We start from the raw sequence: 23,154 nt of genomic DNA on the forward strand, positions 1-23,154 counted from the left end.
TTCCGGGGAAAGCCGCTTTTATCTTCAAGAAGAAGTAGTCGGTATCTCGATACCCATACCCCATTCGCTTGATTAGCTTTATCTTGTTGTTTATCCCTTCTAGGGTGCAGGTGTTTAGCGGATAACTTGCCGATGCGATAATACCGTGAAGATAAGGACTCAGTTTTCGTGCGAACTCTTTCAATGGCTTAATTCCACTCTCTTGTACTTGTGCCCACCAAGCCTCCCAGAGCCCTTTAGCATGTGCTTCTGATTCACAATACCAAAGCTCTTTGAGTTGTGCCCCGAGTATATAAGTGGTCATTAAGTCCTTATTGATATTCAATATTTCTGTAAGATAGCTGTCTTGCCGTGGATTTAAGTTGCCTCTATTTTTCAACAACACCCAGCGTGAGCGCTTGACCCATTGCCTCGCTTTTTTATCTTGCTTGAGTTTGTTGGCTTGGTCGACTCTGACTCTATCCATTACCTCACGACCGAACTTAGCAACAACATGGAATAAGTCGTAAACGATTTTTGCGTTCGGGCAATGCGCTTGAACTTCAAGGTCAAAAGCCGTATTCATGTCCATCGCGACCGCTTCGATATTATTGCCATGCTTGCCTAACAGCTCGAAGAACGGTCGTATGTCCTTGCGGCTACGGCCTAACCCTATCCAAATGACTTGGTGAGTCTTAGCGTCAGCAATGACCGTGGCATACCGATGTCCTTTAAAGATAGCGAACTCATCCATGACGAGTTGCCTTAGCCCCTCCCATTTCACTGACGGTACCACTTGGCGAAGTCGGCGTTTATCTATCTCTTTAATGGTGTGCCAATGTACGCTTGTTAACTGGGAGATATGCTTAATGGGAAGAAGAGGCAGCAGTTGTTCTATATAACTTTTTAAGCGCTTCGTTATACGAGCATAAGGCTCTAACCAAGATAGAGACTCTGTTTTTATGCCGCAGTCACGACACTTGATTCTTCGTGTTTGAACGGAAAGTTCAACAGGAACACCGAGCAACATGGCCTCTTTTACATGACGCCATTGATACTCATGAATAGCCTCGGCCTCGAGACCACAAAGGCACTTAGCCTAAGAGTTAGGTTTAAGAGTCAGGGTAATAAGTGATGCTGTCTGGTGAGACTTTACTATTTGAAAGCCTTCCCAGAATGAAGATAGGAAAGTATGATTCGGCATGAAAACGGTAGTTTGTGTATGATTTTTGTTTGGCGACTAAACCATATCACTTACTACCGTTTTTGTTTTTAGTTCCCGCTAATCCGCGATGAACCTTTTTATTTACTTAGCGTTTTATGTAGCTAAGCTTAGACTTTCTTGAAGATGATAGAGGTGTTGATTCCACCAAAAGCAAAGTTGTTGCTCATCAAGTATTCAACATCCAATTCGCGACCTGAGCCCGTGATGTAATCGAGCTTGCCGCACTGTTCATCGACATTCTTAAGGTTTAGGGTTGGGCTGAACCAACCGCTATGCATCATCTCTAGGCTGAGCCACGCTTCAATTGCACCACATGCACCAAGCGTATGGCCAAAGTAACTCTTAAGAGAGCTGATTGGTACTTCACCAAAGATATTCGCTGTCGCTTTACTCTCTGCAATATCACCTTTTTCAGTCGCAGTACCGTGCGCAGAAACATAGCCAATCTTCTCAGCTGGAAGTTGTGCGTCTCTCAATGCTTTCTCCATACAGATTTGCATGGTTTCCATCTGAGGTTGAGTCACATGAGCCGCATCACAGTTGCTCGCAAAACCTATGATTTCTGCGTAGATCTTTGCGCCACGAGCAACAGCATGTTCGTACTCTTCAAGGATCAGGGTTCCAGCGCCTTCGCCGATAACCAAGCCATCACGCTCGCTGTCGTATGGGCTAGGGGATTTCTTGGGTGTGTCGTTTTTTAAACTGGTAGCGAAAAGGGTATCGAAAACGGCAGACTCAGTTGGGCATAACTCTTCACCACCACCGGCAACCATTACGGTTTGGTAACCATGCTTGATCGCTTCATAGGCGTAACCAATGGCTTGGCTTCCTGAAGTACAGGCGCTGCTGGTGGGAATCACGCGGCCACGCAGACCAAAGAACAGACCTACGTTTACCGCGGCTGTGTGTGGCATCATTTGAACGTAAGTGGTTGCTGTGATTGCTCGTGTCGACTTCTCGTTCAGCATTACTCCGAAAGCACCAACCGCATCGGTACTGCCAGTTGAAGAGCCGTAAGCGATACCAGTTTCGCCATTGGTCAATACATCGTGACCAATTAAGCCGGCTTGCTCCAATGCATTCTCAGTCGCAACGGTAGCTAGGCGTGATACACGGCCCATGCCACGCACTTGCTTACGCTTGTAGTGTTTAGGCAGTTGGAAGTCATCAATAGGCGCGGCAAGTTTTGTGTTGAGACCATCATATTGCTCGAAGCTTGGCATATATTGAGTCGCATTTTCACAGGCCTTTAGCTTAGGCTCTATCTGTTGCCAGTCGTTACCAAAAGCAGTAACACCAGACATTCCAGTTACAACAACGCGGCGGGTCATACTAAGCCTCCATTTACTGAAATCACTTGGCGAGTTACGTAGCCTGCAATATCAGACATTAGGTAGCTGACTAGGCCGGCTACTTCTTCCGGCTCACCCATACGGCGCAGTGGTACTTGAGGAAGTGCATGATCTTTCACGTGCTCGTCAACCATACCTGTGTCAATTAAGCCAGGAGCGACACAGTTTACCGTGATCTTGCGTTTTGCGAGTTCTAGAGCAAGAGACTTAGTTGCGCCAATCACCCCCGCTTTTGCTGCAGCATAGTTAGTTTGACCACGGTTACCCATAATGCCGGATACCGACGCTAGAGTGACGATACGGCCACCTTTACGCTTTTGAACCATAGGCATTACACAAGGGTGAAGTACGTTGTAGAAGCTATCTAGGTTGGTATGGATCACACCATCCCACTCTTCTTCCGTCATCGCGGGGAATGCAGTGTCACGAGTAATGCCCGCGTTGTTCACTACACCATAGTAAGCACCATGTTCAGCGATATCAGACTCAAGCTTTTCGCGACACTCGCTTCGTTTGCTGATATCAAATTGAATAAGACGTCCAGCGCCACCCAGTTCGGTGATCGACTTTAGCGTCTCTTCAGCACCTTGCTTGTCACCCATGTAATGAACGGCGATTTCAAACCCGTCTTTCGCGAGTTGAATAGCGATCGCTTTACCAATACCTTTACTGGCACCAGTGACTAAAACCTGACGGCTCATGATGGGCTCCTAGTTTTCATTTCTTGTAATTTTTGTTCGGTCGGCACGTAGACGTTGAGTTGGCATTGAGCCACTAACTCACCTCGGTCTTCGACTCTTGCGGTAAACACAGCCATACCGCTGTCTTCCATCATCTGTTCGGCGTAGATATCAAGGGTCTGACCTTGAGTAAACTCATCACACAGTGATTTATAGCGACGAGAGCCGAGTAAGAATCCGATTGGGGGCGTGGTGCCGTTTTTAAGTGCGTGATATCCAGACCATGCCGCTACAGACTGCGCCATAAACTCGATTCCAACATATGCTGGTACCGTTTGAGATTCGGCGTCAAAGAACAGATTATGGTCACCAATATCGACCTGACAGTGGATCGACAACGCCTCTACGCTGATAGCACGATCGATTAATATCATCGGATCATCGTGAGGGAGAAGTTGGTCTACAGAAGGGATATCAGTCATTTACTACACCAAAAATCAGGCTAATGTTGTTGCCACCAAAAGCAAACGAGTTGCTTAAGATGTTCTTTGCTTTAAGTTTCTGTGAACAGTTTACCAAATCAATCTCAATATCTTCAGCTTTATCCTGACATTTTTGTAAGGGAAGCGGTAAGTCATATTTCAAAATATGCCACGCAATTGCAGCCTCAATCGCACTTGCTGCGCCTAGAGTATGCCCGGTCAGCGGTTTGGTAGAACTGACGGGAACCTTGTTTGCAAAAATACGATGAATGGCTTTACTTTCCATCGAGTCATTGAGTGGCGTTGCTGTACCATGTGCATTGATATAACCAATGTCTTCTGCGTTTAACTGTGCAGAATGTAACGCTTTTTTCATTGCTTGTTCAGCACCATTGCCTTCAGGGTGAGGCGCTGAAATGTGGTGTGCATCAGAGCTGTCCCCACAGCCCAATAAGGCAATGTTTGACGTGTCATGTGCTGCATTAACACCGGCTAACTTTGTTTTGCTGAGCAACATAAATGCCGCTGCTTCTCCTATGTTGATACCTTCTCGGGTTGCACTAAATGGCTTACAATGTGTTGTTGAGAGTGCTTCAAGACCGTGGAAACCATTGAGTGTCAGCTTACACAATGTATCCACACCACCCACTAACACGGCATCAGCCATACCTGAATCTAATAAGCGCTGGGCGGTCAGAAATACGCGGCCACTGGATGAGCAAGCCGTAGATATGACGTAGTTTGGCCCCGTTAATGCGCAATACTGGCTAACGAACTCTGAGGTATCACCAAGCTCTTGTTTTGAGTAATGGTAATCTGCTGGAAACTCGCCGTTTGCCAATTTTTGTTTGAAGACTGCTTCACCATCGGAGATCCCAGATGTACTGGTGCCAATAACAACAGCAATTCTATCTACGCCAAACTGAGATTTGGCTTGCTCGATAGAATCTTCAATTTGGTGAAGAGCCGACAGCGCCAGTTGATTGTTGCGAGTGGCGTATTGCGTAAGATCTGAAGGAATCGGTGGTAGTTCACCCGCGATCTGACCAACGACAGTGTGTTTACCATCGTTCAGCATATCGTGCACTTCGACCATATTTGATTCACGCTCGTCTTTTAGACAGCCATGAATATCGGCAATCTCTGAGCCTAGCGCTGAGTGGAAACCACAGTCTTGGATGTAAATAGGCATAGTGTTCAACTCTTACTTGGATTGTCGACAATCGTTGAGTTCAACGTTTGTACGGTGATGTTGTAGCCCAGGGTCAAATGTTTGAAAACAATGTCGCCTGCCGTTTTGTGTGTACCAGGATCTGTTTGGTAATCAATTTGAATGATTGCCTGTTGGTTTTCATCAAATACGGTTCTTGTTTTGTCGGTATCGACTAGGTGCCAACCTATGCTTTGTAAAGGCTGAGCCCATGCTTCAGCCGGCCATAAGGTAAGCATTAAATTAAATAGCACCTGTTCAGGTTGTGGCAAAGTTGCGCCAAGCCCAGACAAAACCTGCGTATCAATTACTTGATTCTGGTATTGCAGCGATAGAATGCGAGTACCCCAAGAGGAGAACCCCGCCAAAACCACTTTACCTGGTGTGACTTCGACTTGAACCGGAAGCTGCTGTGTATCATTTTCCCACGTAGCGCTAATCAACTGACTGGCTGTTAATGAGTATCCCAGTTCAGCCGGCAGTGGTAGTGCTAGATCGGTGTCTTGATCGATAGACACGCTCGCACCACTTGGCTGCTGAGAAACCATCGAGCAGGCACTCATTAGAATGCCCACTAGTATGGCGAAGGTTACCTTTAATGTCTGGATCATCTAAAAGCCCCTCGAGTAATTGGTCCTTCTACGTTTTTACTACTGTTGATCGCGAGTGGAGAAAGCAGCCAAGCGACAAAGATCCCTGTCAGAACCGTCACCCCGAAGCTATGAATAGCATGAGTCTGGCTCAGCGACAGTAAGCCGAATGAAAGTAGTGTTGTGAGACCTGACAAGGTGATCGCTAATAAGGTGCTCAGCGATTTCTTTTGCTCAGCAAAGAACAGGGTGTAGTCTATGCCAATCCCTAAAATCAGAATCAAACCAAGCAGGTTAAATAGGTTCAGTGTCGAGCCTAAAATGCCCGTGACCGCCAAACCTGCTACGCCTGCAATCAATGAAGGCAACAGCATTAACAGGCTTTGCTTCACACCATAGCGCCAGCCTAACAGCATGCCAATAGCTGCCAATGCTATCAATAACAGCTCGGTAATCTTGACGCGGTACTCAGCAAAAAGAGAGGAGATTTCATCCGCTTTATTGAGGTGTTTCACACCTTGCTTCTGAGCAAAATCTGACTCCAACCACTGTGAGAACAGCTCAGCATCAGTGACGTCTTTTATCAAAATGACCGACGCTGCTTGCCCGTCGATAGGTTTTAACCAAAGTGGTCGAACAGGCTCTGAGACTGGAGACTCCAAAAATCCAGATACCGTGATTGGTTCGAATTTTGGTAGTTCTGGAAACGTAGACCAACCGAGAGAGCTTTGTAATATATGGCTTTGTTGACTATAGAGTTGTTCAACCAACTGATAGTTATCATGCTGTTCTTGTTTACTTAACAAGTGTTGATTGATGCTGCGATACCCGGAGATACCTTGGCTATTGACCAGCGAATCTAAGCTTGTGGTGATTTCTGTCAATTTTTTGAGTAGCTTTTGGTCGCTCTGAGCTGTGACCAAAAGCATATTTTGACCACTGCCTAACCCTGATATCTCAGTAATGGCTTGCTCTTGTTGTTTGAGTTGTTCGGGCATAGCCTGAAGCTGGCGAATATCGTCGTCGTAACGAATTTGACTGAGTGACATCAAGCTAACGACAGTCACTGTTAACGGTAAGCCAATTCTAAATTTTTGGTTGCTCCAAAGGCTTAACCAAGTATGCCAAAGTTTCGACAGGGGAAGAGGGCGCTCTTGGCCTGGTTTTACCGCTAAAACGGGGTACCAGCACACCACACTGGCGTAAGCTGCGATCAGTCCAATCGACGAAAACAGAGCCAGTTGCTGCAAGCCTGGGAATGGCGCAACCAGTAGCCCTAAGTATCCGATTAAGCTGGTGATTAAACCTAGAGTGATGGCAATGAAAATATGCTTTAGGCCTTTATCGCTCTGCCAGTGGCTTCCTGCGGCCAAACGGTCAGTGAGATAGTGAAAAGAGTAATCGATGGATACGCCAATCAAGCTAGCGCCAAACACCAAGCTGAATAGATGCACCTTACCAAAGATAGCGACAGTGCTTGCCAGTGCAACCAATAATCCTGTACTGATTGAGAGTAAAGATAAGGCAAGTGGTAGCGCACTACGAAATGTCAGCCACACCAATAAAATAACGCCTGCCAATGAGCCCAAACCAATGGTACTGATTTCTGATTTCGCGCTTTCGGTACCGTAATTGGCGTAGAACACCACACCAGTATGCTGCACCTTGACGCCAAATTGTTTTTCGACCTCGCGCTCAATTGAATCAAGATCTGGAAGTTGTTCTTGAATCGCCAAGCTATAAGGTGAGTCCGCCAGAGTAGCCGTGACTAAAATATGAGTTTGCTCATTCGACTGGGCCGTGAGATAGCCCTCTTTCAGAACAAAGTTACTTGATTGGACGCCAATAGCACTGATGTAGTCGCGAAATAACAAGAATGGGTCGAGAGATAACTCTGCTGCAGTGACGCCTGAGAATGGATTGTACAGAGACTGAATGACATATTGAGCTCGCGAATCAGGCGAGTGTGTCAGCGTCTCTTTTTGTTGTTGGGTCAGCAGTTGAGATCGGTGACGAAAATAGAAATCGCTCCACTGGCTTTGAGTGCTGGCGTTGATTTTACCTTGAACTTGCTTAAACAGAGTTGGCTGACTTGAAAAAGTTCTTTGGTTGAGAGCTTTTTCAAAAGCGTCGGTCGCAACCATGGTTTGTTCGATATCGGGAGCGCTTATGATAAATACCACTTGCTCGCTCATCGAGCTGGATATCTGCTGAAAGGCTTGCTCTACCATTGGGTCTTGCTGGTTTTCGGGCAGTAACTTTAGAATGTTGCTTTCAATCGGTACCGACGAAGAAAAAGCGAATTGTTTGGTCAACAACCCGCTAAACAGCATTACAACAACAAGCCAAGCAAGGGCTAGACTAGAATTGGAATTGTTGCGCTTCAGCATCTGATAATACTTCCGGTAGATGGCTTAACTGGCTAAATTCGATCACTGTGCTGTCTCCACGAACTTCTCTAAGTTCGATACGTTCAATGTCATCTTGTCCTTGCAGCGTGATGGCTTCAAACACCGCGTTTATTGGTGCATTCTTTGGCTTTAGAGTGAGTGTCCATTGTGTGTCTTCTGAACTTGAGTTTGCACTTTCATCAGAATTTTTCGCAGTTGCTGGTTCAAATGAAAGTGAGAATTGCTCTTGAAGCTTTTGCGTATCCCCATGAAACACTGACAAGAAGATATGGCTGAAATAAAACGCCATCGGGTTTTCTTTGTCGGTGATGATTTTAGCGGGTTGATCTGCAAACCTTTGGCTCAGTTTGTTATCGGTTAGCACTAAGCTCACAGGGAAGGGGGTCGCTTGTGTCCAAAGTAAACCATTCGACTTGTCTAACAGGAAAGTACCTTGTGATGTTAGAGGTTGGGCGAACATTTCCATGTTGCGTGTTTGAGTGAACTGACCACGAACGATACTATTTTCGCTTAACACGGTTTGTAGTTCTGTAATAGAACCGACAGCATTTGTGTTCTCGCTAGCGCCAGCAAAGTGACTAGCCATCATTGAAGCAAGCCCTAGCAGTGCGATACTGATTTGTTTACGGCCGTGTTTAAACAGACTCATGTTTCACCTGCTGCTGTGTGTTAGATACTTGAGATGGGTCTGATTGTTGGTCGTTTGGTTGCTGCTCAGCTGATTGGGGTAAGCAGCCAAATTGATGCCAGCGTTCGACTTTATCGGTAAACACCTTCGGCGAAGCAAAACACATCTCTTGCTCTTCAATGGTTACTGCAACCTGCATGGTGTGAGCGCGTGTCATACGAGCACCGGTGTTGGCATCGTGAATTTCGTAGTCAACACGCAAGCGGTTTTCCCATTCAGTTAACTTAGCGGATACCGTGATCTGATGATTAAACGGTATTGCTTTGATGTACTTTACGCGCGTGTCGATGATCGGCCACATGTAGCCCGAATCCTTCATCTCATGGTAGTTGTACTCAATCTTATCCATCATGATGCGCCTAACTTCTTCAAAAAATCGGAAGTAGTTGCCATGGTAGATCACGCCCATTGGGTCGGCATCTTGGAATGAGGTTACTAAAGTAACCTCTGATTTTAATGGATGAAGGATTTCAGACATAAATCGCTCTCAACAATATTGCGTAAAGGGTTAGCTACTCTAGGAGTAAAGTGACCAGTGTTGACTTTGAATACGAGCAATGAAGTGGCGTAGATCGCCTTCAAGTGGTCGATCTTCTACGATAAATTCAAACTCTTTAAGCACTTCGTCGCGAATGTGCTTTAGGTTTTCACTCATGTGGTGCTCATCAAGCTCATTATGGCGTTTACGAAGCTCAAGCGCTTGTGTCCCCGCCAGAAGTGATGCTGCCGCTACTTGTTCAGTCAGTTCAAGAACGCGTAAGCAGTCACGAGCCGCAATAGTGCCCATGCTGACTTTGTCTTGGTTGTGACACTCGGTTGAACGAGAGAACACGCTTGCTGGCATGGTGTGTTTTAATGCTTCTGCTGTCCAAGCTGAAACGCCAATCTGTACTGCTTTAAAGCCGTGGTTGATTGGCTTACGTTCGCCTTCAGCACCCGTTAGGTTGAATGGCAAACCGTTGTTGAACTTGTAGTCCATCAGCTGAGCCATTTGACGGTCAAGCAGATCAGCAAGGTTCGCAACTGCAGTTTTTAACGTATCCATCGCCATTGCAATGTGTCCACCGTAGAAGTGTCCACCATGCAGTACGCGTTCATTATCACCATCGATAATCGGGTTGTCGTTGGCACTGTTTAGCTCGTTCTCGATCATTTGGCGTAGCCAAGGCAGAGAGTCTTGAACCACGCCGATAACATGTGGAGCACAGCGCAGAGAGTAACGATCTTGGAGTCGATCACTGTTACGTGGCGGGCGATCCGCTTGCAGATCATCACGCAGCCATGCCGCAACTTGCTGCTGGCCTGGATGTGGTTTAACAGCAAATAGCGCTTCATCGAAGTGGAAGTCATTGCCATGCATGCCGACAGATACCATTGCGGTGATCTTAGTTGATAGCTGAGCTAGATATTCTGCGCGTTTGTAGGCGATACAAGCCAGTGCCGTCATCACTGATGTACCATTCATCAATGCTAAGCCTTCTTTTGGCTTGAGTTTGATAGGGCTAATGCCTAGCTCTTTGTAGACGTCACTGGTTGGGCGAATTTCACCCTTGTAGATAACATCGCGCTCGCCGATCAGGGCTGCAGCTAAGTAAGACAGAGGCGTCAAGTCGCCACTAGCACCAACAGAACCTTCTTGCGGAATACGCGGTGAAATATTTTGGTTGATCAGGGTAACGATTTGATTGAGCAGATCGTGAGTCACACCAGAGACACCTTGCGACAACGAACAAAGACGCGTTGCTAATACTGCACGAGCTTGCTCATGAGACAGTATTTCACCCAAGCCACAACCGTGGAAGCGTGTTAGATGCAATGGTAATTCATCAACAAGGTTTGGTGGGATTGCTACGGTACATGAATCTCCGTAACCCGTTGTCACGCCATAAATCACGCCTTCTTCTTTCAACAGGCGTTCTAAGAAAGCGACACCTCGGTCGATCTTAGATGTGAACTCGTTACTTGAATTCATCGAGGCTTTTGCGCCCTGTGAGATAGCGACAACATCCTCAATCCTGAGGCGTTCGGCACCAAAAGTGATGCTATTTGGATTCTTTTTCGTCATGGTGCTGGTTGCTCAATGTCCAAAAGTTAAAAAAGTTGTACCACTGAAGCGGTGCTTGCAGTGTGTAGTGCTGAAGTCGGTCTGCGTATTTCTGCACGACTTGCTGTAAAGATTGTTCGCGAGTCTTTCTTGGTAGCTCGATCTTGTTGCTAAAATGCTCGAAATAGACATTAAAATGCGGCTTAGATTGTGAGTCGTCGCGTAACCCAAACAGCAAAAATACGGGTGCTTTGAGAACCGAGGCTAACATAAATGGACCTTGAGGGAATGGAGCTTCCTTACCTAAGAACTCAGCCCATACTGAGCGGCTCTCTTTGCTGGTGGAAGTTCTATCGCCAACAATTACGATCCATTCTCCTTGCTCCAACTTCTGTTGTAATAAGATAGCCGTATCTGGCCCCATTGATGTCACTTGAATCAGGTTTAAATCAGACTGCGGGTTAACTGCTTTCATTACTGAATTAAAACGTTCAGCGTGCTCAGTGAAAACCAGAGCGTTGATTTTAATGTTCGAGTGTCTGCGACCCAAAGCTCGGCACAGCTCAATATTGCCAAGGTGAGATCCAAGGATTAGCACACCTTGCTTATTTGCCACCATGCTCTCGAACTGGTCTTGGCCATGAATAGTCAGGTTATCTGCCGAGAAATCACCTTTCCATGCCGCGAGCTTGTCGAGCATCGTATGGCCAAATGAAAGCAGATGGTTGTAACTGGTTAGTTCTCCGGGGAGCTCAATATTTTGCTGTTCCGCATAGGCTTTTAATTGGAATAGATATTGTTCGGAAGCGTTTCGCGCACGCTGGCCCGTCAAGTGGTAGTAACGCATCACACCACGCAGAATGAGGTTGAACACACCGCGACCTAACAAGGTATAAATGGTTAATAACAGCTTAATGCCTAATACTGTGCCGCGTTCTTGAGTGCGGGACCAGTGTGGTTGTTCAGAAGCTTGCGGCTCTGAATCAGTCGATAAATTTGGGTTATTATCAGCTGAATCGGATTTGAAATGGCGAGCAATCAGTTTTGGTGCTCTTGGCAGCATGCCGAAGAATAGACGTGTATGCATCCAACTGATTTTGACGTTATCCCACAACGCATCGAAATGAGAGATGCCGTTCTCAGGATAGATAACGCGCGTTTCAACGAAGTCTATCTCGCAACCTTCCCAATACAGGCGAACCAAAATCTCGATATCGAAGTCCATTCTCGAACCAACATCGTACTTATTCAACACAGTTTGAGTTTGGTTGATAGGATACGCTCTAAAGCCACACATGCTGTCTTTAATTGATAAAGAAAGGGTTTCTATCCATACCCAGATATGTGTCGCGTAGCGCCCATAGAGCCTTGCTTTGGGTACGCTGTCGTCGTAGATAGGCTGGCCTGATATCAGACGTTGTGGCTTAGCTTGTGAGGCCTCAATCAATGTTGGCAAGGCTTCCAGGTCGTGTTGCCCATCAGCATCTATCTGAATAGCGTGGCTAAAGCCTAGTTGCTGCGCTTTTTTGATTCCGGCTTTTACTGCGCCGCCTTTACCTTGGTTCTGTTCAAGCGTCACCAAGGTTACGTTTGAATTCTCTGCTAGGGGAGACAGAAACTGTTTTGTTGTGAGTTCACTGCCATCGTCAACGATGATGATCGGTAACTCAAAATGATGGAGTGACGACACCACAGCCGGCATGGTTGCGCCATGGTTAAAGCACGGGATAAGGAAGCAAGCCTTGTAGCTGCTTTCTTTTGTGTGGTGTTGAGAAGTAGCCTCGACGGGAGTGCTATTCACTTTTCTCTCCCAGCTTCATTTTGCCTGAAGAATGGGTCTGTTCACCGTTGTTTGAGGTGTAACTGAAGCTCAGCTTGTCTTTGTCAGCATCCCATTTGAGTGATAGCTGGATTGTAGCATCAGGCAGGATAGGCTCTTGGAACTTGATGACTTCCATTCCTTTAAAGAAACCAGGAACGCCTAACTCTTGGATTGCGTAGTGAAGTGCCCAATCAATTTGCGTGACGCCAGGTAGAATAGGGAAGCTCTTGAAGTGCCCATTAAAGTCGGTGATATCTCCGCTAACATGAAGTGTCAGGGTCGATTCATTTTCTACCGTGTCTACAGCAATGATGTTTGGTTTTCTTTTATCCATAGGGCGTGCTTAGAATCCTTGGGCAAATATTGGTTCTTTGACAAAAATATAAAAAGATAATCTCAGTGTAAAATACGATCAGCGGTTTCTATGATTTTATTAGCTGTTCTATGTGAGATGTTAATCGCTTACCTTGGCTGTTGAGGGGGATCTCATCGACAACACGGTATTTTCTCGGGATTGCGATTGGCTCTAACCACTTTCTGAGTTCTGTACGCAGCATCAACCAGAATTTACCTTTGCTCATGGTCGATAGAGCGGCTTGGCCTTCATCTGATAATACCAAAACAGAGGCTAATATTAATCGCTCAGGCTCCTCAAATGGAATAACCACGCACTCACTTATCCAAGGCAGTTGCTCCAGTCGCTTTTCCACTTCAACCAGTGATACTCGCTTTTCTTCTATCTTGATCACTCGGTCCGTTCGGCCCTTCAATATGAATTGATTCTCCGAGACCATCTCGCACTCATCAGAGGTTTGATACCAGTTATTCTTATCGATGTACGGCGACAATAACTTAATGCAACTCTCACTGTTGAGACTAGCCTCAATACAGGCAAAAAGCTGCCAAGGCGTTTGAGCGCTCTCTTGCTGACGAAATGCGATGCCACCGGTTTCTGTGCTACCAAAGACTTCAATCGGTAAATGACCAAGCAGATCTCGTGACTGGTGAGCCGACTCGGTAGGCAATGGACCACCCGAAGAGAAGATTCCTGCAAGTTGTACCTTGTTGGTCTCATGCTTTAATCGTTTAAGTAGCGCTGGGCTGCTGATCAGTACACAGTTTTGATTTGCGTGAGATAAGATCTGTTCTGGGTATTCAAGGTTGTGTCGAGCAAATGGAACACCAGAGCATAGTGGCCATAAGATTCTAAACAGCAAACCATAGATATGTTGATGAGAAACTGTGCTTTGGATTTGGTTTCCCTTGAGTAACTCACCCCAGTTCTTGTGTAACTGAGCGGTCTCAATATCGAGGTGCTCTAACGTTTTATCTATCGCTTTTGGCGTGCCACTTGAACCTGAAGTGAACAGAGTTAATGGGACTGTTGCCAAATCAATGGTCGTAAGATTCTCGGTTAGAGGTTTTTGTGCTTCAGTGTTTGAATCCAATAAGGTTTGGATATTACGAACGTCATTCACCTCAACTTCGCCAATCGAGTTATCAACTAGCAGGCAATCAAACTGCTTACTTAACTCAGCAAGCGCACATGGCTGGTAGTTGCCCGGTAAGATGATGTGTTTGTTGGCTGCTGTACATGCCAAAAAGGCCACCGCAAATAGGTAGCTGTCTTGGGTACAAATCGCGATTCGTTGAAAAGGGGATAAAGACAAAAATTGTACGAGTTGAGATAAGTCGTCGTTAAATGTTTGCCACGTAATCTCGCTATTGTCGTCAAAGCAGACAATAGATTCAGGGGCTCTGTCCTGGCTAAGAAGCTCAGACAACGAGGTGTAAGATACGGTTTGGGTCATAACAATTTAACTCTGACGAATGCGCTGTCTTACTACCCACTCTCCTGCAAAGAGTAACCCTGCAAACAGATAGCTGAGTAAGCCATTGTATAGGGTCCATACTTCTAGCGGTTGGAAGCAGGTGTAAAGGGCAATAGAGCCATTGATAACAAAGAACAAGCACCACACTTTGGTGACTTTTCGTGTGTAATCAACGCCACTTTGCGGAAGTTCAGGCTCTTGAAGGCGAGCAAGACGTTCGATAATCGTTTGTGGTTGCCATAGGCTCGAAGCGAATACAACCAGCATACAAACATTAACGATAACGGGATAATAGGTTAGCCAGCCGTGTTGCTTAAAGGCTAAGCCTAAAGCCAGCAGAACAATACCGGCACTTCCACTGATCCAAGCTAGGTGTTTTAGCTCTTTGATTTTAGCCTGACCGCCGGTGAAAATGCGTACAGCAAAGATAGCGGCTAAGGCAATACCAACGGTTTGTAAGCCAAACTTGTTGAGTCCAAAGTAAACCGCTATTGGATAAGTGAAAAGTATAATTGCCGACAGTAAAGTCAGCAGAGGACGCATTAGGCGTCCTTCAATAGTTCAACCACAGATTCGACAACGTCATTAACGGTGCGCACTGCTTTGAACTCTTCAGGTTTTATCTTCTTACCTGTGACGTTCTGTAGGTGAACGACCAAATCAACGGCATCAATGCTGTCTAGGTCTAGATCAAGATAGAGATGAGCTTCAGGGGTGATATCTTCAGCGTCAAGCTCGAACAGCTCAATAAGCGCATCTTTAACCTGGTTGTATACTTCTTGTTGGTTAGCTTGTGTCATAAAGATCTGTCTAGTTATTCGTTTGAGAAGAGATGTAGTTCGCTAGATTTTCAACTGACGCAAAGTGCTGTCGAGTGTTTGAATCATCTGCATCGATAACAATGTTGTACTTTTTCTTGATAGCAAGGCCAAGCTCAAGGGCATCGATAGAGTCTAGTCCAAGTCCATCACCAAATAGTGGAGCTTCCGTTTCAATCTCATCAATGCTCATGTCTTCAAGGTTCAATGCGTCGATGATCAGTTGTTTCAGTTCGTTGTGTAATGTTTCCACTTTGGCCTACTTAATGCTTTATCTGAATGCTGCTTTAAGGGGGCGATTCTACATTATATGAGGTATTTTCGAAATGCCGATATCGCCTGTTATGTTATTGATACGCTAAATGTTTTCTTCGGAAGGGAAAATTGTTTGTGCAAGATGATGATTAAGGCGCCTTGCTGCCGAAGTTAAATTATTTGAGCCTTCAATAAATGGTTCGACTTCTATTTTACCTTTCACCGCGACATGAAAAAAGGGCTTCGACGCAGGAACTTGATACCATTTTTTCTCTTTCGTTAAGAATGTCGGAGAAACCGTAATATGAATCACGCGTAAATCGGTTTGTGTTCGAGTCGCGATTTGTGCCGCCCCACGCTGTAAGGATGGTTCAATTCCTGGCGTTGTGCGAGTTCCTTCGGGAAAAATCAGCATGACATTGCCACGTGAGAAGCGTTCTTCACAGCGCTCTAAAAGATCGTCAGGGGCTTGGTTCGGTATATAACCTGCCGCTTTGACAATCCTTTTCATAAAAGGGTTTTCCCAAATGGCCGCTTTGACGAGGCAATCACATTGAGGAAGTTGAGAGGCGATCAGCACATAGTCAATCAAACTTGGGTGGTTGGCGACGATAATGCAGTTACGGTCGTTACGCAGTAGTTCTGCACCATCAATTCGGTAATCGATTGCTCCGGTGAACTTCATGATCTGGCAAAACGCATTGAATGAGAAACGGATTAATCGCTGTGCTTTAAGCTCTCTTTTAATGGTATTGGGATTGGTTAGCGCGATAGTCGGTAAGATTAAGAAGCTCAATACTAAGCCACCCAAACCAAAGATGGTAAAGCAGAGGCCTGTCACGAATACTCGCCAATACTGGTCTACTCTGCTCATTACGCTGTACCTGTCTCGGTGTTATTTACCCAAGACCAAGTTTGGTGCTTGCCAGCAATAGCCCACCTATTTGTACCTAATAAGATATGTTGGAGCGTTTGTAACCCTTGTGGTAACACGGAAGGTGCTTGGTTGGTCTCTACTGTCCTAGTAATAGAGTATTCACTGCCAGCGGTGAGCACTAAGCCCAGCGCATAATCAGCAAAGTTCTGTGTTTCGTACTCTTGGTAGAGCTCGGGCAGAGGTTGGTCGAAATCGATAACTAACACTCGATGCGACGGATATTGATGAAGGTAAAGATAAGCTTCGATCAGAGCGTTATGGAAAGTATCTTGCCCTGCGGCTATTGAAGTCAGTGGAATCGGTGCTTTGGCGGCAATGGTGGTTAGACCAGCTGCGGTATTATGTACCGACTGCGAGAACGCCATTGGTGAGGCATCGTCACCTTCTAATATCGACTGAATCAAAGTGGCGGTTCGATGTAACTCACCATGTCGGCTAGCAAAGACCAGATAATCAATCGAGGTGTCTTTTAATAGGGTTAACGCGGTTTGGACAGCAAGTTTGCTTTGCACACTCATTCGGCGGCGCATCATTGGAGGAATAGCTTTAAATTCAGTTGAGCCATCTTGTGGCCAATCTAAATTAGTGCTCCACGCTTGCCATTCAGCAATAGAATTGAGCCCCGCTGAATTTGCAGACCATTTCTCAATATTAAACGACATTAATTGGGATTGATTTGACATAGAGTATTGATTTGCTTTGAGTCTAACTAAATACTATGCGCGCTTATAAATAAACACAGATAAGGAATTTAAATGAAATTACTAAAAATAGCAGTTTCAATGTTATTCATATTCGTTCTTGCAGGATGTGGACGCGTCCAACCTGTAATGAATGTTGAGGATACTCCAGTTGCACTGAATCTTCAAAGTAAACAGGTTAAATCAGCTATTTCTGAATCTGCTGAAAATCGAGGCTGGTTGGTTTCAGAAATAAAGCCTGGTTTGATCCGCGCTGAATTGTATGTTCGTTCGCACCACGCTGTGGTTGAAATTCCTTATAGTGATAAGTTTTACTCTATTCTTTACGTTGAATCAGAGAATTTGAAGTACGACGATGGTGAAATACACCGTAATTACAACCGTTGGGTTAATAACTTAAACGTTGATATTAAACGTAAGCTTGCGCAAATGGCAGCTGAGTAACTCTCTATTATTTAAAGTTAGGTTTTTCGTGTCGGAATATAAATTAGATCCATTCAACGCATTAGAAGCAAAAACAGAAGCGCAGAAATTGTCTTTCGCTCCGATTGTTTTTCATACTGCTCGTACACTTCGTGATTTAGGCATTTTGAAAGCGTTAGATGACGCGGGCAACGAGGGTTTACCAGCAGAGTCTATCTCTGAATCGACCGGTGTCTCTGAGTACGGCGTGAAAGTCCTGCTCGATATGGCGTTAAGTGCTCATATTGTGACTTGGGAAAAGCCTAACTACAAAATGGCTAACCTTGGTTTCTACCTTCTGCATGATGGTATGACTAACGCAAACATGGATTTCACAGCCGATGTTTGTTATGCCGCGATGATGCATCTAACAGAAGCGATTGAAGAAGGCACACCTGCAGGCTTGAAAGAGTTGGGTGATTGGGAAACCATTTACCAAGGCTTGTCTCAATTGCCAGAAAAAGCAAAAGAGAGTTGGTTCAAGTTTGATCACTTCTATTCGGATCGCTCGTTCCCTGTGTTACTTGAAAAAGTCTTCAGCAAGAAACCTAAGTCGCTGGTGGATATCGGCGGCAACACGGGTAAGTGGGCGATGCAATGCTGCAACCATGATGCGGACGTTGAGGTGACGATTGTTGATTTGCCACAGCAGCTAGAAATGGCAATGGCAAACGCGGCAAAGCATGGTCATCAAGAGCGAGTCACGCCATTCCCAGCGAATATGCTCGATAAACAGCAAACTCTGCCAACGGGCGCGGATGTTTGGTGGATGAGTCAGTTCCTTGATTGTTTCTCGCCAATGGAGATTCTGAGCATATTAAAGCGCGTTCGCTCTCATATGTCAGAAGATGCGACTGTCTATATCCTTGAACTGTTTTGGGATTCACAGAAATACGATGCGGCTTCTTATAGTTTAAACGCGACGTCTCTCTACTTTACCTGCTTGGCCAATGGCAACAGTCGTTTTTACCGCAGTGAAGATTTCTTAGAGATTGTTGAAGAAGCAGGCTTTGAAGTGGTAACGCGTACCGACGATATCGGTCTTGGTCACACGCTTCTAGAATTGAAAGCTGGCGCGCAATAAAAATAACAAACATGGCTTAAATAATGAAAAAACTATCAACTCAAGTGGTGATCATCGGAGCTGGGCCATCAGGGTCTATTGCTGCGTCTTTACTTCATAAAAAAGGCATCGATGTTCGAGTGATTGAAAAGAGCGTATTCCCTCGCTTTTCTATTGGTGAAAGCCTATTACCAGCTTGTATGGAAGTGATTGAACAGGCTGGGATGACTGACGCAGTGATCAACGCTAACTTCCAATACAAAGATGGCGCTGCCTTTCGCAAAAATGGCGTTTATACGGCGTTTAATTTTGAAGACAAGTTCTCTTCTGGCCCTGGAACTACGTTTCAGGTTCAGCGAGGTGCCTTTGATAAGGTTTTGGCAGATACGGCTGAGGCGCAGGGTGTCTGCATTGATTACCAACATGAGTTAATGGGCATTAATTTCACCGACGACAGCACCATTTTAGATGTACAAGTGCTGGGTGGAGAGCGTTATCAGATAGAAGCGCAATACGTTCTGGATGGCAGTGGTTTTGGTCGAGTGCTACCAAAAATGCTTAACTTGGCAGAGCCGTCATCGCTCCCTCCACGCAAAGCTATTTTTACGCACATTAACGATCATATTGCAGAGGTGGATACCGATCTTGAATATGACCGAAATAAAATTCTTATCTCTGTGCATCCAATCAACCCTGATGTTTGGTATTGGTTGATCCCGTTTAGTAACGGTGTCTCTTCGTTTGGTGTCGTAGGAGAGCCTAAGTTCTTTGAGTCCTATCCAGAAGACAAGATTGCTGCAATTAAACAGCTGTCAGCGGAAGAGCCGGGCTTGGCTGAGATACTGGCAAGCGCCGAGTATCCAAACCCTGCGGGTGAAATTGGTGGCTATTCTGCCAATGTAAAACATTTGGCGACGGATAAGTACGCGTTGCTTGGCAATGCCGGCGAGTTCCTTGACCCGGTGTTCTCGTCAGGCGTGACGATTGCGATGAAGTCGGCACAGTTTGCGGTTGAGTGTGTCGAAAAGCAACTTAACGGTGAGAAGGTAGATTGGGAACGCGATTATGCCGCTCCTTTGATGGTTGGTGTAAACACCTTTAGAACGTATGTTGAGGGGTGGTACTCAGGTACTTTGCAGGATGTGATTTTCTATCAAGATCCAAATCCAAAGATTAAGCAGATGGTGTGCTCAATTCTGGCGGGTTACGCATGGGATCAAGCCAACCCTTATGTGAAAGAGTCTAAGCGCCGATTGGCGACACTGGCTGAGATATGCCGAAACTAGGTAATCGATTTTGTATGTAGCAATACTCTAAATTGCCACGATGGATCGTCATAAATTAAAAACAGCCGCAATGTGCGGCTGTTTTTGTATCTGAAAAATATGGGCGGTCAGCTTAATCGGATTTAAGCCTATTTTAAGTCGATGCTGTTCAATCGTCCCATAAATATAAGTAGATCAATTACGTCTTTGTGAGCATCAAGCAGCGCACGTTTGGTTTGGCTATAAGCGGCAAGTCGGCCGTGCTTTCTGATTGAACATACCTTGGTTTTGTACTTGTAGTCACCATTCTCAGAGAAGACGCGCCACTTAGCGATGTAGCACTCGTCGCGGTGTTCAGGATCACTCTGAGTTGGATTTGGTTTGAATACAATTTTGGGTTCTAGACTATGAGGCAGGCGCGTCATCAGGTAGGGCTCTTTGAGGACTTTGGGCCAAAATTTGCCCCATAGCTGTCTGCCCAGTTCATCTCTTAATTTAATGGTTTTCTTCAGTGCTTTGTCTTCACCCATACGAACAAAACCGACCGACCGATGCAACACCGTATCTTCGGGAGTATGAATGTGGATCTTAAAAGCGGTTTTACCTTTCGAGATAAAGCGGTAACCGGTAGCACCAATTAGATTATTCTGACTCATAGTTTGCTAAGTGATGATTATGTTATTAATAAGATTACGCCAAATACTGCAAAACCGAAACTAATACCCATGAAAAAAATAAAGCCTTAACAAAAGTGCTAAGGCTTTATTAGAAACTGTGAGGCGGGCGTGTCGCTAACTACATGATTTTCTGCATCACATCACCAATTTGAATGCTTCCAGCAAGGCTTGGTTGGTCGATCGTCAGTTCTGCTTCGTTTTCATAAACGCGAGAAACGGTCAGTGTGATATCGCTTTGAGATACCTTATTACGTGGCAAGCCGCGTTGGTCGATAAACGAACCTGTGTGCCACAGTTGCAGTTTGTCACCTTGTTGAACACCATGCATTCGACCTAAATCAATGGTCACCGTGTTACCAAATACCGCTGCCACCTCTGGAAGCGTGATCTTACATGACACTTCAGATTCCAAGTCCAACATAATATTGCGGCTAACACGCAGCATCATACTGCCGTAGGTTGATGCCCAGAAACGAGCACTGCGGGTGTCGACTTCACTGGTCTTAGCAAATGGCCACTTTGCCACTTCACGATAGCTACGGTTGTAAACCTGATGTCCTGTTTTACCATCGAAGACTTGCATCTCTAACGCAAACTGGCGATTGATGATGTCGTCTTTCAACAGTTTGGACTCGATGGTCGCGGTTAAATCGGTAATGTCGCCACCAATGATGTATTGTGCGCCAGTGTCTTGGGCGATCATCTTGATCACTTCAGGTCGACGTTTGTCGATGTTGTAATTGGTCGTGCCAACGGAAACAAAGCTGCGAGACTCTTGCGCCAGCTGTCGATCTACGACATGACCAAAATCATCACCGATGTTATAGATTCTGCCCATTACAGCTTGCTGTGGGGAAGTCACATCGATGTTGCCGACCAAAAATGTCTTCTTATATTGGCTCTCATGGCAAGCATTTGCCGAAGGATAGATATCGATCCTTGCGGTGATCATTATATTGCCACTGCGTTTTTTCTCTTTTTCTACCAAGATGTAGCGCACTTCATGATTGGTAAATTGAAACTCTTTCTTGTTTGCGTCGAGGTAGGGCGTGAGGTTGGAGATACTACCAATATCAGCACCTGAGAACTGGATCGCTTTATATACCGCGTCTTCCAGAGCATGGACCCTTGCCGTTTCCTCTGACGATACGATGGCTGCGGTACCGGTAACCTCATACCAAGAGGCATGAGCACTGAAGCTTATGGTTATCAGTGAACTTATTGAAAATAAGTAAGAAATTATTTTTTTCATCTATTCGTTACCAGTTGGGTATAAATATTGCTTAACAAATAACTATAAGCTTGAAGCTGACTTAAGTGCGTTTTTCTTAATCTGAACCATTAATGAAAAGCAAAGACTGTTCCAACATTGTAATCCATTGAAAAGAATAATGGTGAGAACATATTGGAACAGGGAGCACTAAACCTATCTGGAGATAAGAGAATGAAAAAATGGCTCGTAGTAATGAGTGTCATGTTGTTGACCTCATGCGCTTATTCGCCAATCTATAACGGCAAGTCTGAATATTCAGGCAGTCAGTTTATGTTGATGGATAGCCCTCGTCATACCATGGATTTTTTTGTGGAAAGTATGACTGAAGATTTGATCATTTCGAATACAAGTATTTCAGCGAGAACGCCAATAGCAATTACTTCGTTTGTGGACCTGCAGCACATGGACACAACGAACTGGCTAGGCAACTCGGTATCAGAAGGCTTCATTCATCAGTTTCAGCGTCGTGGCTTCAAGGTGGTTGATTTTAAAACTACTGGCTCTATCCAAGTGACTCACCAAGGTGACTTTGCGTTGAGCCGCGATTGGAAAGACTTAGCTCAAGAGCAAGACGTACAGTATGTACTGACAGGCACCATGCTTCGCCAAGAAGGCGGTGTACTAGTAAATGCTCGCGTTGTTGGCATGCAAACTCGAATTGTAGTGGCGACGGCACAAGGCTTCTTACCTGCAGACCGTATTGGCCGTGACCTAGATACTCTCAACAGTATTCGAACTCAAGATGGCGTGATCATTCGTTCCGATCCAACGATCAGTCAGCCTTATACTGTTATTCTTCGCCCTTAGGAGTTCGAGATGAAGAAGTTAATGTTTGTTGTTGCCGCTTTATTGCTTGTTGGCTGTCAGCCATTGCAGAGCATGAGACCTGATGATTTCTTAGTGGCTGTTGGCTATGCGAGTATCAGTGAGCAGAAAGGTCGTAACGATGAAGAAAGACGTATCCGCGCGATGAGAGCCTCTAAGATCGATGCTTATCGTGAGCTTGCTGAACAGGTTTACGGCATGCGAGTAAGCGGTCGAGCAGAACTTGAAGATCAACGGCTTGGTACAGAGCGTACGTCAGGTGCGGTTGATGGTGTTATCCGTGGCGCAGAAGTGGTGCGCAGTTACCCTGTGGGTGATAGCTACGTAACAGAGCTTCAGTTGGATATTCGCAAGATGGATCAGCTACGTAACTACGGTGAAGTTCAGGCAGTACCTGAGAAGAGACAACAAACACTGTTCTAATTTCGGTGTTCGAATTGAATATTCAGTGATATTGGTTGCTACTCGCTTTCCAGATGGCATATCGGCAACCAATAACTAATATGGATGTAAAAGCGGCAAGTATGAAAATACTTGCCGCTTTTTTGTTTATCGATTTTGTC

24 protein-coding genes and 1 pseudogene are annotated in these 23,154 nt (G+C 45.4%); 5 read left to right on the plus strand and 20 right to left on the minus strand.

What is annotated here, in order from left to right; genetic code table 11:
* From AB4375_RS03245 to AB4375_RS03330, 18 genes and pseudogenes are all read right to left on the minus strand, one after another.
* A pseudogene (locus AB4375_RS03245) lies at positions 1 to 1,183 on the minus strand (ISL3 family transposase); the annotation flags it as partial.
* 128 nt (positions 1,184 to 1,311) lie between these two features.
* A complete protein-coding gene (locus AB4375_RS03250; RefSeq protein WP_372051021.1) occupies positions 1,312 to 2,535 on the minus strand; it encodes a beta-ketoacyl-ACP synthase in 1,224 nt (407 codons plus the stop codon).
* Positions 2,532 to 3,257 carry a 3-ketoacyl-ACP reductase FabG2 gene (locus AB4375_RS03255; RefSeq protein WP_017062285.1) on the minus strand — a complete coding sequence of 242 codons (726 nt, stop codon included), beginning with the start codon at positions 3,255 to 3,257 and terminating at the stop codon, positions 2,532 to 2,534. The genes AB4375_RS03250 and AB4375_RS03255 overlap by 4 nt, the downstream gene beginning before the upstream one ends.
* Positions 3,254 to 3,718, minus strand: a complete 465-nt coding sequence (locus AB4375_RS03260) for a hotdog family protein (RefSeq protein WP_017062284.1) — start codon at positions 3,716 to 3,718, stop codon at positions 3,254 to 3,256. The genes AB4375_RS03255 and AB4375_RS03260 overlap by 4 nt, the downstream gene beginning before the upstream one ends.
* A complete protein-coding gene (locus AB4375_RS03265) occupies positions 3,711 to 4,910 on the minus strand; it encodes a beta-ketoacyl-[acyl-carrier-protein] synthase family protein (RefSeq protein ID WP_372051022.1) in 1,200 nt (399 codons plus the stop codon). The genes AB4375_RS03260 and AB4375_RS03265 overlap by 8 nt, the downstream gene beginning before the upstream one ends.
* A gap of 5 nt (positions 4,911 to 4,915) precedes the next feature.
* Positions 4,916 to 5,539, minus strand: coding sequence for a DUF3261 domain-containing protein (locus tag AB4375_RS03270; RefSeq protein ID WP_029235408.1), 624 nt, complete (start codon positions 5,537 to 5,539; stop codon positions 4,916 to 4,918).
* Positions 5,536 to 7,908: an MMPL family transporter gene (locus AB4375_RS03275; RefSeq protein ID WP_372051023.1), complete on the minus strand. Its 2,373-nt coding sequence runs from the start codon at positions 7,906 to 7,908 to the stop codon at positions 5,536 to 5,538. The genes AB4375_RS03270 and AB4375_RS03275 overlap by 4 nt, the downstream gene beginning before the upstream one ends.
* Positions 7,880 to 8,578: an outer membrane lipoprotein carrier protein LolA gene (locus AB4375_RS03280; RefSeq protein ID WP_372051024.1), complete on the minus strand. Its 699-nt coding sequence runs from the start codon at positions 8,576 to 8,578 to the stop codon at positions 7,880 to 7,882. The genes AB4375_RS03275 and AB4375_RS03280 overlap by 29 nt, the downstream gene beginning before the upstream one ends.
* Positions 8,565 to 9,095: a thioesterase family protein gene (locus AB4375_RS03285; RefSeq protein WP_009848597.1), complete on the minus strand. Its 531-nt coding sequence runs from the start codon at positions 9,093 to 9,095 to the stop codon at positions 8,565 to 8,567. Before AB4375_RS03285 ends, AB4375_RS03280 begins: the two co-directional genes overlap by 14 nt.
* A gap of 39 nt (positions 9,096 to 9,134) precedes the next feature.
* The gene (gene hutH / locus AB4375_RS03290) at positions 9,135 to 10,682 is read right to left on the minus strand and encodes a histidine ammonia-lyase (RefSeq protein ID WP_372051025.1); all 1,548 of its coding nucleotides are present in this window, start codon (positions 10,680 to 10,682) and stop codon (positions 9,135 to 9,137) included.
* Positions 10,660 to 12,462 carry a glycosyltransferase gene (locus AB4375_RS03295; protein WP_372051026.1) on the minus strand — a complete coding sequence of 601 codons (1,803 nt, stop codon included), beginning with the start codon at positions 12,460 to 12,462 and terminating at the stop codon, positions 10,660 to 10,662. The genes hutH and AB4375_RS03295 overlap by 23 nt, the downstream gene beginning before the upstream one ends.
* Positions 12,455 to 12,817, minus strand: a complete 363-nt coding sequence (locus AB4375_RS03300; RefSeq protein ID WP_372051027.1) for a 3-hydroxyacyl-ACP dehydratase — start codon at positions 12,815 to 12,817, stop codon at positions 12,455 to 12,457. Before AB4375_RS03300 ends, AB4375_RS03295 begins: the two co-directional genes overlap by 8 nt.
* 88 nt (positions 12,818 to 12,905) lie before the next feature.
* Positions 12,906 to 14,294, minus strand: coding sequence for an AMP-binding protein (locus AB4375_RS03305; RefSeq protein WP_017064141.1), 1,389 nt, complete (start codon positions 14,292 to 14,294; stop codon positions 12,906 to 12,908).
* A 6-nt stretch (positions 14,295 to 14,300) separates the two neighbouring features.
* Complete coding sequence (locus tag AB4375_RS03310; protein WP_017062274.1) at positions 14,301 to 14,858, minus strand: septation protein IspZ; 558 nt, start codon at positions 14,856 to 14,858, stop codon at positions 14,301 to 14,303.
* On the minus strand, positions 14,858 to 15,115 hold the full coding sequence (locus AB4375_RS03315) for an acyl carrier protein (RefSeq protein ID WP_004739745.1): 258 nt from the start codon (positions 15,113 to 15,115) through the stop codon (positions 14,858 to 14,860). The genes AB4375_RS03310 and AB4375_RS03315 overlap by 1 nt, the downstream gene beginning before the upstream one ends.
* 10 nt (positions 15,116 to 15,125) lie before the next feature.
* Positions 15,126 to 15,386, minus strand: a complete 261-nt coding sequence (locus tag AB4375_RS03320; RefSeq protein ID WP_004736154.1) for a phosphopantetheine-binding protein — start codon at positions 15,384 to 15,386, stop codon at positions 15,126 to 15,128.
* 105 nt (positions 15,387 to 15,491) lie between these two features.
* A complete protein-coding gene (locus AB4375_RS03325) occupies positions 15,492 to 16,262 on the minus strand; it encodes a 1-acyl-sn-glycerol-3-phosphate acyltransferase (RefSeq protein WP_017069010.1) in 771 nt (256 codons plus the stop codon).
* A complete protein-coding gene (locus AB4375_RS03330) occupies positions 16,262 to 17,008 on the minus strand; it encodes a beta-ketoacyl synthase chain length factor (protein WP_170963074.1) in 747 nt (248 codons plus the stop codon). The genes AB4375_RS03325 and AB4375_RS03330 overlap by 1 nt, the downstream gene beginning before the upstream one ends.
* A 72-nt stretch (positions 17,009 to 17,080) precedes the next feature.
* On the opposite strand from AB4375_RS03330, the gene AB4375_RS03335 reads away from it, so the two are divergent.
* The 3 genes from AB4375_RS03335 to AB4375_RS03345 are packed head-to-tail and all read left to right on the plus strand — an operon-like array spanning position 17,081 to position 19,837.
* Positions 17,081 to 17,470, plus strand: coding sequence for a hypothetical protein (locus tag AB4375_RS03335; protein WP_017062271.1), 390 nt, complete (start codon positions 17,081 to 17,083; stop codon positions 17,468 to 17,470).
* Positions 17,471 to 17,498: 28 nt separating this feature from the next.
* Positions 17,499 to 18,572, plus strand: a complete 1,074-nt coding sequence (locus AB4375_RS03340; protein WP_017062270.1) for a methyltransferase — start codon at positions 17,499 to 17,501, stop codon at positions 18,570 to 18,572.
* Positions 18,573 to 18,595: 23 nt separating this feature from the next.
* The gene (locus tag AB4375_RS03345) at positions 18,596 to 19,837 is read left to right on the plus strand and encodes an NAD(P)/FAD-dependent oxidoreductase (protein WP_017069009.1); all 1,242 of its coding nucleotides are present in this window, start codon (positions 18,596 to 18,598) and stop codon (positions 19,835 to 19,837) included.
* Positions 19,838 to 19,965: 128 nt separating this feature from the next.
* On the opposite strand, the gene AB4375_RS03350 is transcribed toward AB4375_RS03345, so the two are convergent.
* Together AB4375_RS03350 and AB4375_RS03355 are read right to left on the minus strand one after the other, a co-directional pair.
* Positions 19,966 to 20,472 carry a hypothetical protein gene (locus tag AB4375_RS03350; RefSeq protein ID WP_017062268.1) on the minus strand — a complete coding sequence of 169 codons (507 nt, stop codon included), beginning with the start codon at positions 20,470 to 20,472 and terminating at the stop codon, positions 19,966 to 19,968.
* A 139-nt stretch (positions 20,473 to 20,611) separates the two neighbouring features.
* Positions 20,612 to 21,745 (minus strand): flagellar assembly protein FlgT, encoded by a 1,134-nt coding sequence (locus AB4375_RS03355; RefSeq protein WP_017069008.1) that lies wholly within the window; start codon positions 21,743 to 21,745, stop codon positions 20,612 to 20,614.
* 192 nt (positions 21,746 to 21,937) lie between these two features.
* On the opposite strand from AB4375_RS03355, the gene AB4375_RS03360 reads away from it, so the two are divergent.
* Together AB4375_RS03360 and flgP are read left to right on the plus strand one after the other, a co-directional pair.
* A complete protein-coding gene (locus AB4375_RS03360; RefSeq protein WP_017064137.1) occupies positions 21,938 to 22,573 on the plus strand; it encodes a FlgO family outer membrane protein in 636 nt (211 codons plus the stop codon).
* A 9-nt stretch (positions 22,574 to 22,582) separates the two neighbouring features.
* The gene (gene flgP / locus AB4375_RS03365) at positions 22,583 to 23,014 is read left to right on the plus strand and encodes a flagellar assembly lipoprotein FlgP (RefSeq protein WP_016791311.1); all 432 of its coding nucleotides are present in this window, start codon (positions 22,583 to 22,585) and stop codon (positions 23,012 to 23,014) included.
* The last annotated feature ends 140 nt before the right edge of the window (positions 23,015 to 23,154 follow it).

It is taken from the genome of Vibrio sp. 10N.261.51.C6, assembly GCF_041471785.1.
Classification (GTDB): Bacteria; Pseudomonadota; Gammaproteobacteria; order Enterobacterales; family Vibrionaceae; genus Vibrio; species Vibrio crassostreae_C.